15 protein-coding genes are annotated in these 15,764 nt (G+C 72.8%); 8 read left to right on the top strand and 7 right to left on the bottom strand.

Features of this window, described 5'->3' with window-relative positions; translation table 11 throughout:
- Positions 1-139: 139 nt before the first annotated feature.
- On the top strand, positions 140-457 hold the full coding sequence (locus tag FGI33_RS06650; protein ID WP_119434161.1) for a thiamine-binding protein: 318 nt from the start codon (positions 140-142) through the stop codon (positions 455-457).
- A 51-nt stretch (positions 458-508) separates the two neighbouring features.
- Positions 509-1,789: an MFS transporter gene (locus tag FGI33_RS06645; protein WP_119434162.1), complete on the top strand. Its 1,281-nt coding sequence runs from the start codon at positions 509-511 to the stop codon at positions 1,787-1,789.
- Between the two features lie 29 nt (positions 1,790-1,818).
- On the opposite strand, the gene FGI33_RS06640 is transcribed toward FGI33_RS06645, so the two are convergent.
- From FGI33_RS06640 to FGI33_RS06615, 6 genes are all read right to left on the bottom strand, one after another.
- A complete protein-coding gene (locus FGI33_RS06640) occupies positions 1,819-2,424 on the bottom strand; it encodes a LuxR C-terminal-related transcriptional regulator (RefSeq protein WP_228503762.1) in 606 nt (201 codons plus the stop codon).
- Between the two features lie 78 nt (positions 2,425-2,502).
- On the bottom strand, positions 2,503-3,732 hold the full coding sequence (locus FGI33_RS06635; protein WP_119434164.1) for a hypothetical protein: 1,230 nt from the start codon (positions 3,730-3,732) through the stop codon (positions 2,503-2,505).
- Positions 3,729-4,883 carry a sensor histidine kinase gene (locus FGI33_RS06630; protein WP_119434165.1) on the bottom strand — a complete coding sequence of 385 codons (1,155 nt, stop codon included), beginning with the start codon at positions 4,881-4,883 and terminating at the stop codon, positions 3,729-3,731. The genes FGI33_RS06635 and FGI33_RS06630 overlap by 4 nt, the downstream gene beginning before the upstream one ends.
- Positions 4,884-5,049: 166 nt before the next feature.
- Positions 5,050-5,730, bottom strand: coding sequence for a response regulator transcription factor (locus tag FGI33_RS06625; RefSeq protein WP_119434166.1), 681 nt, complete (start codon positions 5,728-5,730; stop codon positions 5,050-5,052).
- Between the two features lie 120 nt (positions 5,731-5,850).
- Positions 5,851-7,074 (bottom strand): homoserine O-acetyltransferase MetX, encoded by a 1,224-nt coding sequence (gene metX / locus FGI33_RS06620; RefSeq protein ID WP_119434167.1) that lies wholly within the window; start codon positions 7,072-7,074, stop codon positions 5,851-5,853.
- A 41-nt stretch (positions 7,075-7,115) separates the two neighbouring features.
- The gene (locus FGI33_RS06615; protein WP_119434168.1) at positions 7,116-8,486 is read right to left on the bottom strand and encodes a bifunctional o-acetylhomoserine/o-acetylserine sulfhydrylase; all 1,371 of its coding nucleotides are present in this window, start codon (positions 8,484-8,486) and stop codon (positions 7,116-7,118) included.
- Between the two features lie 134 nt (positions 8,487-8,620).
- Here FGI33_RS06615 and FGI33_RS06610 point away from each other — a divergent pair, with 134 nt between their 5' ends.
- Positions 8,621-9,418, top strand: coding sequence for an SDR family NAD(P)-dependent oxidoreductase (locus FGI33_RS06610; protein ID WP_119434169.1), 798 nt, complete (start codon positions 8,621-8,623; stop codon positions 9,416-9,418).
- A 21-nt stretch (positions 9,419-9,439) separates the two neighbouring features.
- On the opposite strand, the gene FGI33_RS06605 is transcribed toward FGI33_RS06610, so the two are convergent.
- Positions 9,440-10,114, bottom strand: coding sequence for a TetR/AcrR family transcriptional regulator (locus FGI33_RS06605; RefSeq protein ID WP_119434170.1), 675 nt, complete (start codon positions 10,112-10,114; stop codon positions 9,440-9,442).
- Between the two features lie 150 nt (positions 10,115-10,264).
- Between FGI33_RS06605 and FGI33_RS06600 the strand changes: the two genes are divergently transcribed.
- The 5 genes from FGI33_RS06600 (at position 10,265) to murA (ending at position 15,661) form a co-directional block, all read left to right on the top strand.
- Positions 10,265-11,305, top strand: a complete 1,041-nt coding sequence (locus tag FGI33_RS06600) for a TerC family protein (RefSeq protein ID WP_119434171.1) — start codon at positions 10,265-10,267, stop codon at positions 11,303-11,305.
- On the top strand, positions 11,302-12,123 hold the full coding sequence (locus FGI33_RS06595) for a PP2C family protein-serine/threonine phosphatase (protein ID WP_237582416.1): 822 nt from the start codon (positions 11,302-11,304) through the stop codon (positions 12,121-12,123). Before FGI33_RS06600 ends, FGI33_RS06595 begins: the two co-directional genes overlap by 4 nt.
- A 79-nt stretch (positions 12,124-12,202) precedes the next feature.
- Complete coding sequence (leuC, locus tag FGI33_RS06590) at positions 12,203-13,672, top strand: 3-isopropylmalate dehydratase large subunit (RefSeq protein ID WP_119434497.1); 1,470 nt, start codon at positions 12,203-12,205, stop codon at positions 13,670-13,672.
- A 3-nt stretch (positions 13,673-13,675) separates the two neighbouring features.
- Positions 13,676-14,290, top strand: a complete 615-nt coding sequence (gene leuD / locus FGI33_RS06585; protein ID WP_119434498.1) for a 3-isopropylmalate dehydratase small subunit — start codon at positions 13,676-13,678, stop codon at positions 14,288-14,290.
- Positions 14,291-15,661: a UDP-N-acetylglucosamine 1-carboxyvinyltransferase gene (gene murA / locus FGI33_RS06580; protein ID WP_119434499.1), complete on the top strand. Its 1,371-nt coding sequence runs from the start codon at positions 14,291-14,293 to the stop codon at positions 15,659-15,661.
- Positions 15,662-15,764 lie beyond the last annotated feature (103 nt).

The raw sequence follows: 15,764 nt of genomic DNA, 5'->3' as shown, positions 1-15,764 counted from the left end.
ATCGTGCGACGCGCGGCACGACGCGGCCCCGCCGTGTGACCTCCCGTGACGTCGGCGCGTCGAATAGCCTGGGCGCACAGCCGGACGCCGGCCGGGCGCCCGCCCGGACCACCGCCGCCGTCGACCACCGGGGGTCCCCATGCTCGTCGCCTTCTCCGTCGCACCCAGCGGGGGCGACGCGCCCGACGCCTCCGTCCACGACGCCGTGGCCGCCGCGGTCGCGGTCGTCCGCGCATCCGGCCTGCCGAACCGCACCGACGCCATGTTCACCACGATCGAGGGCGACTGGGACGAGGTCTTCGACGTGGTCCGCCGCGCCACCGAGGGCGTCGCGCCCTTCGGCACGCGCGTCTCGCTCGTGCTGAAGGCGGACATCCGCCCCGGCTACGAGGGCGAGCTGACGGGCAAGCTCGACCGCCTGGAGCAGGCCCTCGAGGCGCGCGGCACCGACGCCTGACCGCGGGGGACGATGCCCGGGCCGGATCCCGACCGCCGGTAGGCTCGTCGGGTGAATCCCCCCTCCTCCGGGCGGGCGACCCTGTCGCCGGCCCGCGTCCGCATCGCCCTGCTCGCCCTCGCGATGGGCGGGTTCGCCATCGGCACCACGGAGTTCGTCGCGATGGGGCTCCTCCCGCAGCTCGCGGCCGACCTGCTGCCCGACGTGGCCGCGCGCTCGACGGAGGCCGCCAACGCGCAGGCCGGTACCCTGATCAGCGCCTACGCCCTCGGCGTCGTGGTGGGCGCGCCGACCATCGCGGCGGCGTCCGCCCGGGCGCCGCGGCGGAAGCTGCTGCTCTGGCTGCTCCTGGCCTTCACGCTCGGCACGGTGCTCAGCGCGATCCTCCCGAGCTTCGGCCTCGTCGTCGTCGCGCGCTTCGTCGCCGGCCTGCCGCACGGCGCCTACTTCGGCATCGCCTCGCTCGTCGCCGCGCAGCTCATGGGGGAGGGCAAGCGCGCCCGAGGAGTGGCGTTCGTCCTGGCCGGGCTCACCATCGCGAACGTGATCGGCGTGCCCATCGTCACGTGGATCGGGCAGAACGCCGGCTGGCGCGTCGCCTACCTCGTCGTCGCCGCGATCTTCGCCGCCACCTTCGTGGCCGTGTCCCTGGCCGTGCCGGCGCAGGACGGCAACCCCGAGGCCACGCTCCGGCGCGAGCTCCGCGCGTTCACGCGGCTGCAGGTCTGGCTCGCGCTCCTCATCGGCGCGATCGGCTTCGGCGGCTTCTTCGCCGTCTACACGTTCGTGTCGCCCATGGTGACCGAGGTGACAGGGCTGCCCGAGTGGTCGGTGCCGCTCGCGCTCGTGGTCGTGGGACTCGGCATGACGGTCGGCAACCTCGCGGGCGGCTGGTGGGCGGACCGCGACGTGCGGACCGCGCTGCTCTCCCTCTTCGGCCTGCTGATCGCGTCGCTCGTGGGTCTCGTGCTCACCGCGTCGAACCCGGTCGGCCTGTTCGCGTTCCTGTTCCTCATCGGCGGGTCCGCGGCGGCGCTGTCGCCCGGGATCCAGATCCGGCTGATGGACGTGGCGCACGACTCGCAGTCCATCGCCGCGGCGCTCAACCACTCGGCGCTCAACACGGGCAACGCGGTCGGCGCGGCGCTCGGCGGGGTGACGGTCGCGGCGGGGCTCGGCTACACGTCGCCCGCGCTCGTGGGCGTCGGGCTCAGCGTCGCCGGCCTCCTCATCGCGCTGGCGAGCTTCGGGCTCGACCGGCACCGACGCGCGTCCCGCCGGGCGGCGGACGGCGGCCGCCCCACCACGCAGCCGATCGCGCTCGGCGGCTGAGCCGGGCGCACGGCCGGCGACCCGTCCGGCTACTCGCCCTGGAGCAGGATGCCGTCCTGGATAGCGCGCTTCCGCAGCGCCACCTTGGTGCCGACGTCGAAGCCCGCGACGCGGTACTTCTCGCGGATCCGCTTGAGGTACGACTTCGCCGTCTCCTCGGAGATGCCGAGGCTGTAGGCCACCGACTTGACGGGCTCGCCGCCGCCGTAGAGCGCCATGACCCGTCGCTCCTGCGCGCTGAGCTTCGGCACGCCGCCGACGTCGGTGCTGTTGATGGCGAGGTCGAGCTCCGCGGAGATGTACGACTGGCCGTCGGCCGCGAGGCGGATGGCGTCGACGATCATGCTGGCGTCCTCGCTCTTCACGAGGTAGCCGAGGGCGCCGGACGCGAGGGCCTCCCGCACCACGTTCGGCTCCGAGTACGTGCTCATGAGCACGGTCTTGACGCCGGTGGTCTTGAGGGTCGCGATCTTCAGCGAGATCGGGAGGTTGTCCTTGAGGTCGAGGTCGAGCAGGACCACGTCGACGGGGAACCGCGGGTGCGTCAGCAGCTCGGGCCAGGTGGACACGGCGGCGACCATCTCGATGTCGGACGCGGCGTTGCGGATCCACTCGGTCAGGGCCCCGAGCAGCATCCTGTGGTCGTCCACGATGGCGAGGGTGATCGGTCGGTTCTCAGCTGACACGTGCTCTCCGGTCCTTGTGCGTGGCCCTCACCGGTCGGCGGGGTTGTCCACTACGCAGTCGATGGTGATCAGCAGGCTCGCACCGCGGGTGCTCTCGGTGTGCGTGCCGACTTTGTCGATAGCATCCCACGTCGAGGGATCCAGTCGGGTGCGGGGGAGCCCCGTCGTCGTGACGACGATGGGCACGACGGCGCGGCGCAGCGGCACGGGCTGCGCGCCGGGCGGCCGTCCCCGGAGCGGTCCGAGCGCGAGCTGCACCGAGACCTCGGGCGCGCCGTTCCGGCGCTCCGTCGAGGTGAGCAGGAGCCACACCGCGGACAGCAGGCCGTCGCGCTGGCGGCGGTCGAGGAGGCCGGCGAGGGCGTTCGGGTCGCTGAGCGTGACGTCGGGCCCGAGGAACTCCGACTCCGTGATGGCGTGGTGCAGCCACGTCTCGCGCCGGCCCTCGATCAGGTGCAGCCGCAGCTCGGTGGCGAGCGACGCGGCCGTCGAGGCGGCGAGGGGCGACAGGGGGAGGGGCTCGCGCCCGTTCGCGACGTCGTCGAGGAGCTGCTCCGCGGCCAGGTCGAGGCGCGCGAGCTCCTCGGAGGCCATCATGCCGACGGCGTAGCGCGGCGCGGACACGGTGCTCTGCACCAGGACGCGGTCCAGCTCCATCTCCGTCACGCGCCGGAACCCGCGGACGACCGTCACGCCGAACGCCGCGGGCACGACCGCGCGGGCGATCGCCGAGATCTCGGGGGCGAGGTCGCCGGGGAGCACGGGATCCGAGAACAGGAAGACGAGGAGGAGCACGATGCCGAGGGCCGCGTCCACCGCGAGCACCTCGCGCGCCGGGCGGTACGTGACCGTGGTGAGGAGCGCCGCGCCCGCCGCGATGCCGGCCGTGGCGTGCTGCATCACGTCGCCGAGGGGCCACACCGCCGCCAGGTCGAGCGCGACCACGAGCGCGAGCCCCGTCACGAAGACGGCCATGAGCGGCCCCGGCAGACGGTCGCGGAGGGCGCGGATGGCCACGACGACCGCGGCGAGGAGGGCGACGAGGAGGATCCACGCGGTCGCGGTGAGCCCGGGCGACGGCATGATCCGGTAGTCGAGCGCGAAGCGGACCAGGCCGTACCCCATGGCGATGGCGCAGACGACCGCGGATCCCGCGCCCAGGTAGCCGAGGCCGATCGACGGCTGCGCCGGCGTGCCCGCGGGCAGCCGGATTCGACGGCTCGTGCGCGGCGCGGCGCCCTCCGCGCGGACGCTCACTTGGGCACCTCGAGGACGACCGTGGTGCCGGAGCCGGGGGAGGAGAACAGCCGGGCGTTGCCGCCGACGTCGGTGAGGCGCGCCACGACCGACTCCTTGAAGCCGAGCTTCGCCTGGTCCACGTGCGCGAGGTCGAAGCCGACGCCGGCGTCCGTGACCATCGCGCGCACGGTGGTGTCGTCGTCGGTGATCGTCACGTGCGCCTCGGTGACGCCCGCGTGCCGCCGCACGTTCTCCAGGCACTCCGCGAGGGAGAGGAGGAAGGCGTCGAGGATGTCGCTCGGCAGCAGGACCTGCCCGGTCCCGTGCCAGCTCACCTCGAGGCCCATCCGGCCGAAGCGCTGCTTGACCGACTCCAGGGTGTTGCCGAGGACGGACTGCTCGACGGGCTCCAGGGTGTAGCCGCCCGATGCCTGCGGGGTGGGATTCGCGCCGAGGCGCAGCTGGCGGAGGAGGCGCGCGTCGTCGGCGGCCTGCTGGCGCATGGCCTGCGGCGTGACGCCGACGCCGGAGTGCGCGAGGAGCGTGAGGGTCGCCAGCACGGTGTCGTGCAGGAGCCGGGCGCCCTGGCGCCGCTGCGCCTCGAGCTCGCTCGCCATGCGCTCGGCGCGGTGCGCGCGCCCGATGTCGGTGATGCGGCGGCCGACACGGCGCACGGCCACGCTCAGCCAGTAGCCGAGGATCGCGGCGAGCAGCCAGCCGAACACGTGCACGAGCACGACGTAGGGGAAGGCGGCGGTGCCCCAGGACACGCCGACGGCGACGGCGCTGGTGAGCGCGAACGCGGCCGCGACGACGCGGAGCCGGCCCGGGCGGATGGTCTCCAGGAGAGCGAGCGACCCGATGGCGCCGGCGGAGATGTGGGTGAGCGCGGTGAGGGACGACGCGGAGCGCCCGCCGAGCTGCGCGACGACCATCGCCGCGATCCCCGCGACGAGCACGACGAGCATCCACCTCACGCGCGCGTCCGTCCCGATGCGCCACTGGGCGACGGCGAGGACGGCGAGGAGGGCGACGCTGCCGGCCGCCGCGGGCACCGGGATCTCGCCGGGCAGCAGGATGCAGGCGACCGCGACCGCGGTGAAGCTGAGGCCGTACACGCGTGCGGTCCGCTGCAGCAGGCGCTCGCGCTCGCGCTTCATGCGATCCATCGGGTCCCCGCTCGGAGTGCGCCGACGCCGGTGGCGTGCGCTCGGTGTGCCTCCGATCCTAGGCGCGTCGGTCACGCCCCTGTCACGACGAGGTGATGCGGCGGGGCGATTGTCCACATGCCGTAGGATCGCCCGCCGTCCGACCCGACGGGCTGCGGGGCGCGCCCTACTCCGGCGCGATCCAGCCGTGCCGGATGGCGTGACGCCGCAGCAGGAGCTTCGTCCCGAGGTCCGTCCCCGCGTGCAGGTACTTGCGGCGTCCGCGCTTGATGTACGACTTGACGGTCTCCTCGGTCGTGCTCATCGCCTCCGCCACGTCGCGGATCGACCGCCCGCCGGCGTAGAGCACGAGCGCGCGCTGCTCCTGCTGGCCGAGGCGCGGATCCTCCTCGGCGTGGAAGTCCTGCATCGCCTGCTGCACGAGCGCGGACTGCCGGGGCGTGCCGTCGGCGGCCGCGTGGATGCTCGCGATCAGCTCCTCCGACGACTCCGCCTTGGGCACCACCGCGGACGCGCCCGCGCGCATGGCGCCGTGGATGGTCGACGGGTCGGCGTGCGTGCTCAGCAGCACGGACGTGAGGCCCGCGCCCGTCAGCGTGCGGATCTTCTGCGCCACGGGGACCTCGTCGCGCAGCGCCAGGTCGAGGACGACGACGTCGAAGGCGTCCGGGAAGCGCTCGTCGCGCACGAGCCCGCTCCACGTGGGCGAGGTCGCGACGACCTCGACGCCGGTGCGGGGCCGGGAGAGCCGGGCGCTCAGGCCGTCCAGCAGCAGGACGTGGTCGTCGACCAGCGCCACGCGGACCCGCTGGCCCTGGCCCGTCGCGTGCAGCGGACGTCGGCTCATCGGTGCTCCCCTCGTACGCCGGTGCCCGGAGGCGGCGGCGTGCTCCCAGGGGAAGCATAGGAACGCATGATGTCGCGAGGCGATGCCGCGGGCGGAACTCACCCCCGGACTGGGGCGCTCCTACGCGTCGGCGTCGGCGTCAGCGTCGAGCAGGCGCGCGAGCTCCCGGCCCACGGCCTCGTTCTCGATGAGGAACCCGTCGTGGCCGTAGTCGGAGGAGATCACCACGACCTCGCCGCCGTCGATCGACCCGGGCACGGCCCGCGCGATGAGCCGCTGGTCCGGCACCGGGAAGAGCCGGTCGCTGTCGATGCCGACCACGAGCGTCGCCGCCCGCACCCGCCCGAGCGCGGTCTCCACGCCGCCGCGGTCGCGGCCCACGTCGTGCGAGCTCATGGCGTCGATGAGGCGGATGTAGCTGGTCGCGTCGAAGCGCCGGGTGAACTTGTTCCCGTGGAAGTCGAGGTACGACTCCACCGCGTACCTGCCCTCGTCGCCCATGGGGCTGATGCCGCTCTGCCAGGACCGCGCGAAGCGCTGGTTGAGCTCGTCCGGGCTCCGGTAGTTGAGGAGCGCCATGCGGCGCGCGAGCGCGAGGCCGCGGTGCGGGCCGTCGCCGTCGGCCGCGTCGAAGTAGTCGCCGTCGCGGTAGGCGGGGTCCATGCGGATCGCCTCGGCCTGCACGGAGTTCAGCGCGATCTGGTCGGCGCTCGCGATGGCGGGGGCCGCGAGGATCGCGAGCCGGCGCATCCGGTCGGGGAACCCCGCGCCCCACTCGAGCGCCTGCATCCCGCCCATGGACCCGCCCACCACCGCGGCCCACACGTCGATGCCGAGCGCGTCCGCGAGGGCGGCCTGCACCGCCACCTGGTCGCGGATGGTGATGTAGGGGAACCGGTCGCCCCACTCGGCGCCGTCGGGCGCGAGGGACGCGGGGCCGGTCGTCCCCTGGCAGCCGCCGAGCATGTTCGGGGCGACGACGAACCAGCGGTCGGTGTCGATCGCGAGTCCGGGCCCCACGATGCCCGCCCACCAGCCGCCCGTCGGCTGGCCTGGGCCCGCGGGTCCGCGGAGGTGGCTGTCGCCCGTGAGCGCGTGCAGCACGAGCACGGCGTTGCCGCCGTCCGGGTCGCGCTCGCCGAAGGTCTCGTACGCGACGCGCACCGACGGGATCCGCCCGCCCGCCTCCAGGTCGATCGCGCCGACCGAGGCGAAGAGGCGGTCGGCGACGGGGTCGCCCTCGCGCCACGCGCCCGACGCGGGCGGGCGGCCGATCAGGGAGCGGATCTGCGCGTCCGTCACGAGGCTCGACGGGACGGTGTCCTCGGGTGTCTGCCAGTCCATCCCGATCAGTGAAGCACCCGCGGCGGACGCGCGCCCGAGTGTTACGCCCCGGTCGGCCCGGCGCCCTGCAGCGACCTGTCGATCGCGGCGTCCTTCACCGCGCGCGCGGCCCGGAGCCCGGCCGCGAGGTCGTCGATGATGTCGTCGATGCTCTCCAGGCCGACCGACAGGCGCACGAGGCCGGGCGTGACGCCGGCCGTCAGCTGCTGCTCGGGCGTCAGCTGCGCGTGGGTCGTCGACGCCGGGTGGATCACGAGGCTCCGCACGTCGCCGATGTTCGCCAGGTGGCTGAACAGCTGCAGCGAGTCGACGAGCGCGCGCCCCGCGTCCACCCCGCCCTTGAGCTCGAAGGAGAGCACCGCGCCGACGCCGTGCGGCGCATACCGGTTCGCGGCCGCGTACGAGGGGCTCGTCGGCAGGCCCGCGTAGTAGACGTCCGCGATGTCCTCGTGCGCGTCGAGCCATTCCGCGACCGCCTGCGCGTTCTGCACGTGCCGCTCGATCCGGAGGCTCAGCGTCTCGATGCCCTGGATGAGCTGCCAGGCGCTCGCCGGGGCGATGGACGCGCCGAGGTCGCGCAGCAGCTGCACGCGCGCCTTGGTGATGTACGCGACGCCGTCGCCGAGGGCCTCGGTGAACGTGACGCCGTGGTACGACGGGTCGGGCGTGGTGAGGCCCGGGAAGCGCTCGCCGTGCCGCGACCACGGGAACCGGCCGCCGTCCACGACGAGGCCGCCGATGACGGTGCCATGGCCGCCGAGGAACTTGGTGGCCGAGTGCACCACGACGTCGGCCCCGTGCTCGAAGGGGCGGATCAGGTACGGCGTCGCGATCGTGTTGTCGACGATGAGCGGCACGCCCGCCTCGTGCGCCGCGTCCGCGACGGCGCGGATGTCGAGGATGTTGATGCGCGGGTTGCCGATCGTCTCCGCGAAGAAGAGCTTGGTGTTCGGCCGGACGGCGCGCGCCCAGGCCGCGGGGTCGTCCTGGTCCTCCACGAAGGTCGTCTCGATCCCGAGCTTCGCGAGCGTGTACTTGAAGAGGTTGTACGTGCCGCCGTAGATCGAGGAGCTCGAGACGATGTGGTCGCCCGCCTGCGCGATGTTGAGCACCGCGAAGGTGGACGCCGACTGCCCGGAGGCGACGAGGAGCGCGGCCGTGCCGCCCTCGAGGGCCGCGATGCGCTCCTCGACGACGGCCTGCGTCGGGTTCATGATCCGCGTGTAGATGTTGCCCGGCTGCGCCAGCGCGAAGAGGTCCTGCGCGTGCTGGGAGTCGTCGAACACGTACGACGTCGTCTGGTAGATCGGCGTGGCGCGCGCGTGGGTGGTCGGATCCGGCGCCGCCCCCGCGTGGATCTGCTGCGTCTCGAAGCGCCAGCCCGCTGCCCGGTCCTCGTCGTGGTCGCTCATCGTCGTGCCTTCCCTCGTGCGTCGGTGCCGCCCGTGCGGGCGCACCCCGACAGTAGGAAGCGCTCCGCGGCGGGTCAACGCGGACCCGTCGCGGGGCGTAACCCGCGGGCCCGCGCGTTCCCTACGCTGGGGTCATGTCCAGCAGCAAGAGGGTCGTCGTCACGGGTGCGAGCTCGGGGATCGGCGCCGCCACCGTCCGTCTTTTCCGGAGCCGGGGGTGGGACGTCGTCGGCGTCGCCCGCCGCGAGGACCGCCTCCGGGCGCTCGCCGAGGAGACCGGGGCCTCCTACGCGGTGGCCGACCTCACGGTGCAGGCCGACGTCGACGCGCTCCGCGACCACCTCCGCGAGACGGGCGACGTGCACGCGCTCGTCAACAACGCCGGAGGAGCGGTGGGCACCGACTCCGTCGAGGGCGGTTCGCCCGAGGACTGGGCGTGGATGTACGAGATCAACGTCCTCGCCGTGCAGCGCGTGACGAGCGCCCTCCTGCCGCTGCTCCGCGCCGGCGTGCCCGAGGGCGGCAGCGCCGACGTCGTGACCGTCAGCTCGATCGCCGCGCACGTCCCCTACGAGGGCGGCGGCGGGTACAACGCGGCCAAGGCCGCGGCGCACGCGATGCTCGGCGTGCTGCGCCTGGAGCTCGCGGGCGAGCCCATCCGCGTGATCGAGATCGCGCCGGGACAGGTGCGCACGGAGGAGTTCTCGCTCGTGCGCTTCGGCGGCGACCGGGCCAAGGCCGACGCGGTCTACGACGGCGTGCCCGGGCCGCTGACCGCGGAGGACGTGGCCGAGGCGATCGTGCACGCCGTCGAGCTGCCGCCGCACGTGAACGTCGACCTGCTGACCCTCAAGCCCGTCGCGCAGGCGGCCCCGCACAAGCTCGTGCGGAAGCCGCTCGCGGTCCGCGAGGAGCTGACCGACCGCGGCTGATCCCGCCGGCCGGCGCCGTCGTCAGGCCGCGGGCAGCTGCGCGTCGGCCGGCACGTCCGGCAGGGGACCGGTGAGGAACCCCTGCACCACGGGCCCGTGCAGGGCCACGACCATCTCGCGGGACATGCTCGCGATGGGCTCGCTCCGCCAGATGTAGCGCGTGATGGCGATGCCGCCGAGGGCCGCGCCCACGAGCGAGTTGCGCACGTCGGCCTCGTCCTGCGGGATCCCCTCCGGCAGGGCGCTCATCCAGTGCTGCGGCGCCGCCTCGGCGAACCGGCGATAGGCGGCGCTGTCGTGGTCCGACGACACGGTGACCCAGCGCATGATGGTGGACCCGACGGGGTGCTCCCACGTGTGCAGGGCCGCGGCGACGAGGGCGGCGCCGCGCTCCTCGATCGGGAGCTCGCGCAGCACGAGGTAGGGGGCGAGGAGGTCCTCCGAGGGGCGCAGCGCCTCCTCGAGCAGGGCCTCGAGGGAGCCGAAGTAGTAGCGGACGAGGCTCGGGTCGACCCCGGCCGCCGCGGCGATGCGGCGGGCGCTGACGCGATCGGCGCCGGACTCGATGAAGAGCATGCGGGCCGCGTCGATGATGCTGGCGCGGGCGTCGCCGGAGGTGCGGGGGCCGCGGCGCCGGGGTCCGGCTTCCTCCCCGCCGTGGTCGGGTGCATCGAGCTCGTTCGCCATTACGGACATGGGGCGTCCCTCTCGTGTCATGAGCGACCAACGTAATGGCGGGCCGATGGCCGGATGCCCCGGATGGGGGAATTGTGAACAACCCGTCGGCCGCCATGTAGTTTCGTCGAGGCATGTCCGTGCCGCTCCCGTGCTGCAGAAAGCCTCCGCGTGCCCCTGGTCCTCCCCCTCCCGTTCGAGATCGTCTCCCTGACGGTGCTCGTCCTCGTCCTCGTCGCCGACCTGCTGATCGTCTACCGGCGCCCGCACGTCCCCTCGACGAAGGAGTCGGCCCTCTGGGTCGCGTTCTACGTGGGGCTCGCGCTCGTGTTCGCGGTCATCATGCTGTTCGTCGCGGGCGGTGAGCACGCGGGCCAGTTCCTCGCCGGGTGGCTGACGGAGTACAGCCTCAGCATCGACAACCTGTTCGTGTTCGTCATCATCATGAGCCGGTTCAGCGTGCCCCGGAAGTACCAGCAGGAGGTGCTCATGGTGGGCATCATCATCGCGCTGGTGCTGCGCGGCATCTTCATCCTTCTGGGCGCGGAGCTCATCGAGAGCTACAGCTGGATCTTCTACATCTTCGGCGCGTTCCTGCTCTACACGGCGGTCAAGCAGGCCGTGGGCGACGAGGACGAGGAGAGCGAGGACTCGCTCTTCATCCGGTTCCTGCGCCGGCGCCTCAAGATCGCCCCGGACTTCGACGGCTCCAAGGTCCGCACCGTCATCGACGGCCGCAAGGTGCTCACGCCGATGGTCATCGTGTTCGTCTCGATCGGCACCACGGACCTGATCTTCGCCCTCGACTCCATCCCCGCGATCTTCGGCATCACCGAGTCGCCGTTCATCGTCTTCACCGCGAACATCTTCGCGCTCATGGGCCTCCGCCAGCTCTACTTCCTGCTGGGCGGCCTGCTCGACCGGCTCGTGTACCTCAAGTACGGGATCGCGTTCATCCTCTTCTTCATCGGCGTGAAGCTCGTGCTGCACGCCATGCACGAGAACACGCTGCCGTTCGTCAACGGCGGCGAGGGCATCGAGTGGGCGCCCGAGATCCCGACCATCGTGAGCCTCGTGGTGATCCTCGCGTCGATGGTGGTCGCGACCGTGGCCAGCCTCATCAAGATGCGCGCCGACGGGATCCCCGTGACGAGCCCCGACGCCGACGCCGCGTCGGTCGAGCGCGGCGACGACGACCGGGCCGGCCGGTGACCGAGGCGCGCACCATCGCGCTCGGCGGGCGCCGGATCCACGTCGCCTGGGCCGCCCGCACCGACGTCGGCAGCGTGCGCGCCGTGAACGAGGACGGGCTCCTCGCCGACCCGCCGGTCTGGCTCGTGGCCGACGGCATGGGCGGGCACGCGTTCGGCGACCGCGCGAGCGCCACCCTCGTGGAGACCTTCGGCGGCCTGTCGGGCGACGCGCCCGTCACGCGCGACCTCATCGTCGAGGCGGTCGACGCCTCCAACGACGCGATCGGCGACCTCATCACGGGCGACGACCCGCCCGGCACCGTGGCCGGCACGACGCTCGCGGGCGTCGCGCTCGTGCGCTCGGACGACGGCGACCCGCTCTGGATGGTCTTCAACGTCGGGGACTCGCGCGTCTACGCCTGGACGGACGGCCGCCTCGAGCAGGTGACGATCGACCACTCGGCCGTGCAGGAGCTCGTCGACCAGGGCCGCATGACGCGCGCGGAGGCCGAGCGGAGCCCGGTGCGGAACCTCATCACGCGCGCCGTCGGATCCCACGACGAGGTCGCCGCCGACGAGTGGCTGCTGCCGGTCGTCGACCACCAGGTGTTCCTCATCTGCTCCGACGGGCTCACCAAGGAGCTCGACGACCAGGCGATCTCCGGCGTGCTGCAGCTCGCGCGCGCGGACGGCGGTGGCGTCGACCGGGCGGCGGACGCGCTCGTCGCGCAGGCGCTGGCCTCCGGCGGCCGCGACAACGTCACGGTCGTGGTGATCGAGGCGAGCGCCGAGGACGAGCCGCTCGACGCCGGGTCCGCGGGCGCGCCCATCACCTGAGGAATAGCCGCGGGCACCCGGCGTTAGACTCCCATGATGCGCGAGGGCACCCCCGCGCCCCTGCCATGAGGAGAGCCGCGTGCAGCCTGCGAAGACCCTGGCCGAGAAGGTGTGGGCCGACCACCTGGTCGCCGAGGGGGAGGACGGCACTCCCGACCTCCTCTACATCGACCTCCACCTCGTCCACGAGGTGACCAGCCCCCAGGCCTTCGACGGCCTCCGGCTCGCCGGCCGCCCCGTGCGCCGACCGGACCTCACCATCGCGACCGAGGACCACAACACGCCGACGGTCGGCATCGACCGGCCCATCGCCGACCTGACGAGCCGCACCCAGATCCACACCCTCCGCGCGAACGCCGAGGAGTTCGGGATCCGCCTGCACTCCCTCGGCGACATCGAGCAGGGCATCGTGCACGTCGTGGGTCCGCAGCTCGGCCTCACCATGCCGGGCATCACGGTCGTGTGCGGCGACTCGCACACCTCCACCCACGGCGCGTTCGGCGCCATGGCGTTCGGCATCGGCACGAGCGAGGTCGAGCACGTCATGGCCACGCAGACGCTGCCGCTCCAGCCGTTCAAGACCATGGCCGTGACGGTCGAGGGCACGCTGCGCCCCGGCGTGACGGCGAAGGACATCATCCTCGCGGTCATCGCGCAGATCGGCACGGGCGGCGGGCAGGGCTACGTGCTCGAGTACCGCGGCAGCGCCATCCGCTCGCTCTCCATGGAGGGCCGCATGACGATCTGCAACATGTCGATCGAGGCGGGCGCGCGCGCCGGCATGGTCGCCCCCGACCAGACCACGTACGACTACCTGAAGGGGCGCCCGCACGCCCCGACCGGCGCCGACTGGGACGAGGCCGTGGCCTACTGGGACACCCTCGCGACCGACGACGACGCGGTCTTCGACGCCGAGGTCTTCCTCGACGCGGACACCCTCGAGCCCTTCGTCACGTGGGGCACGAACCCGGGCCAGGGCGTCTCGCTCAGCGAGCCCGTGCCGGATCCCGCCGCCGTCGCCGACCCGAACAAGCGCGCCGCCGCCGAGCGCGCGCTCGCCTACATGGACCTCGCCCCCGGCACGCCCATGAAGGAGATCGCGGTCGACACCGTCTTCATCGGCTCCTGCACCAACAGCCGCGTGGAGGACCTGCGCGCCGCCGCCGAGATCGTGCGCGGCCGGACCAAGGCCGAGGGCGTCCGCGTGATGGTCGTCCCGGGCAGCGCGCGCGTGCGGCTCGAGGCCGAGGCCGAGGGCATCGACAAGGTCTTCACCGACTTCGGCGCCGAGTGGCGCTTCGCCGGCTGCTCCATGTGCCTCGGCATGAACCCCGACCAGCTCGCGCCGGGGGAGCGCTGCGCCTCCACGAGCAACCGCAACTTCGAGGGCCGGCAGGGGAAGGGCGGGCGCACGCACCTCGTGTCGCCGCTCGTGGCCGCGGCCACCGCGATCCGCGGCACGCTGTCGAGCCCGTGGGACCTGCAGGAGGACGGCGTCGTCGACGCCGAGTCGATCCGCCAGGCCGCCGCCGTCGGACAGGGGGTCTGAGCCGTGGAGCCCGTCAGCCGCGTCACCGGCACCGCCGTCCCGCTCAAGCGGTCGAACGTCGACACCGACCAGATCATCCCCGCCCAGTTCCTCAAGCGCGTCACCAAGACCGGCTTCGAGGACGCCCTGTTCTTCCAGTGGCGGCAGGATCCGGACTTCTTCATCAACCAGCCGGTCTACGAGGGCGCCACCGTCCTCGTCGCCGGTCCCGACTTCGGCACGGGCTCGTCCCGCGAGCACGCCGTGTGGGCGCTGCGCGACTACGGCTTCCGGGCCGTGCTCAGCCCGAGGTTCGGCGACATCTTCCGGGGCAACTCCGGGAAGCAGGGCCTCCTCACGGGTCTCGTGACGGAGGACGACGTCGAGAGGCTGTGGGCCGCGATGGACGCGGAGCCCGGACTCGACCTCACCGTCGACCTCGTCGAGCGGGTCGCCACGGCACCCGGCCTGACGGTCCCGTTCGAGATCGACGAATACACTCGGTGGCGGCTCCTCGAGGGGCTCGACGACATCGCCCTCACCCTCCGGGACGAGGACGCCATCACCACCTTCGAATCACGACGGGCCGCATGGCGCCCGCGCACCTTGCCGGCCCGGCCGGCAGCTCTGGAGAACTGAATGAACTCACTAGTCAGCGACGCCAAGAAGGCGGGGGAGCGGGTGGGCCTCCTGTCCGACTCCATCGTGATCAACGGCGGCATCCCGCTGCGCGGTCGCATCGCGGTCCGCGGGGCCAAGAACCTGGCCACGAAGGCCATGGTCGCCTCGCTCCTCGGCGAGAGCCCCAGCCTCCTGCGCTCGGTGCCGGACATCAGCGACGTCCGCGTCGTCTCGGGCCTCCTCGAGGTGCACGGCGTCACGCTCCGCAAGGGCGAGCAGGAGGGCGACCTCATCCTCGACCCGAAGGACGTCGAGAGCGCCCACATGGCGGACATCGACGCGCACGCGGGCAGCTCGCGCATCCCGATCCTCTTCTGCGGCCCGCTGCTGCACCGTCTCGGCGAGGCGTTCATCCCCGACCTCGGCGGCTGCCGCATCGGCGACCGCCCCATCGACTTCCACCTCGACGCGCTGCGCGCCTTCGGCGCCGTCGTCGAGAAGCTCCCGAGCGGGATCCGCCTCACGGCCCCGAACGGCCTGAAGGGCGCGAACGTCGAGCTGCCCTACCCCAGCGTCGGCGCGACCGAGCAGGTGCTGCTCACGGGCGTCCGCGCGAAGGGCATCACGGAGCTGAAGAACGCGGCCATCGAGCCCGAGATCATGGACCTCATCGCGATCCTGCAGAAGATGGGCGCGATCATCTCCGTCGAGCCGAACCGCGTGATCCTCATCGAGGGCGTCGACCGCCTCGAGGGCTACACGCACCGCGCGCTCTTCGACCGCAACGAGGCCGCGAGCTGGGCCTCCGCCGCCCTCGCCACGCACGGCGACATCTTCGTCGGCGGCGTGCGCCAGGCCGAGATGATGACCTTCCTCAACGTCTTCCGGAAGGTCGGCGGCGCGTTCGACATCGAGGAGGACGGCATCCGGTTCTACCACCCGGGCGGCGACCTCAAGCCCGTGGTCATCGAGACCGACGTGCACCCCGGCTTCATGACGGACTGGCAGCAGCCGCTCGTCGTGGCGCTCACGCAGGCGCCCGGCGTCTCGATCATCCACGAGACCGTGTACGAGAACCGCTTCGGCTTCACGGACGCGCTCAACGAGATGGGCGCCGACATCGTCGTCCACAAGGAGGGCCTCGAGGGCCACGAGCGCCGCGTGGCGCGTCGCGACTTCGAGCAGGCCGCGGTCATCACCGGACCCACGCACCTGCACGGCGCGGACATCACCGTGCCCGACCTCCGCGGCGGGTTCAGCCACCTCATCGCCGCGCTCACGGCCGAGGGCCGGTCCACCGTCAGCAACGTCGGGATCATCTCCCGCGGCTACGAGGACTTCATCGGGAAGCTGCGCCAGCTCGGCGCCGACTTCTCCTACGAGGGATAGCCTCGCCGGCGGCGCCCGCGCCGCCCACGCCGACCGGGCGCGTCCACCAGGACGCGCCCGGTCCGCCGCCGGGCTGATCCCGGCGGGCGACCGACGACGACCG

The sequence above is a fragment of the Clavibacter phaseoli genome, assembly GCF_021922925.1.
In the GTDB taxonomy this organism is placed as follows: domain Bacteria; phylum Actinomycetota; class Actinomycetes; order Actinomycetales; family Microbacteriaceae; genus Clavibacter; species Clavibacter phaseoli.
The sequence above is the reverse complement of the archived record's forward strand: the minus strand, read 5'-3'. Positions and strand labels throughout refer to the sequence as shown.

Excerpts from the sequence above, each read along its gene's own strand:
- FGI33_RS06650 (WP_119434161.1), top strand. The coding sequence starts at position 140 with ATGCTCGTCGCCTTCTCCGTCGCACCCAGCGGGGGCGACGCGCCCGAC.
- FGI33_RS06640 (WP_228503762.1), bottom strand. The coding sequence starts at position 2,424 with ATGCTGCTCGGGGCCCTGACCGAGTGGATCCGCAACGCCGCGTCCGAC.
- FGI33_RS06630 (WP_119434165.1), bottom strand. The coding sequence starts at position 4,883 with ATGGATCGCATGAAGCGCGAGCGCGAGCGCCTGCTGCAGCGGACCGCA.
- FGI33_RS06625 (WP_119434166.1), bottom strand. The coding sequence starts at position 5,730 with ATGAGCCGACGTCCGCTGCACGCGACGGGCCAGGGCCAGCGGGTCCGC.
- metX (WP_119434167.1), bottom strand. The coding sequence starts at position 7,074 with ATGGACTGGCAGACACCCGAGGACACCGTCCCGTCGAGCCTCGTGACG.
- FGI33_RS06615 (WP_119434168.1), bottom strand. The coding sequence starts at position 8,486 with ATGAGCGACCACGACGAGGACCGGGCAGCGGGCTGGCGCTTCGAGACG.
- FGI33_RS06610 (WP_119434169.1), top strand. The coding sequence starts at position 8,621 with ATGTCCAGCAGCAAGAGGGTCGTCGTCACGGGTGCGAGCTCGGGGATC.
- FGI33_RS06605 (WP_119434170.1), bottom strand. The coding sequence starts at position 10,114 with ATGTCCGTAATGGCGAACGAGCTCGATGCACCCGACCACGGCGGGGAG.
- murA (WP_119434499.1), top strand. The coding sequence starts at position 14,291 with ATGAACTCACTAGTCAGCGACGCCAAGAAGGCGGGGGAGCGGGTGGGC.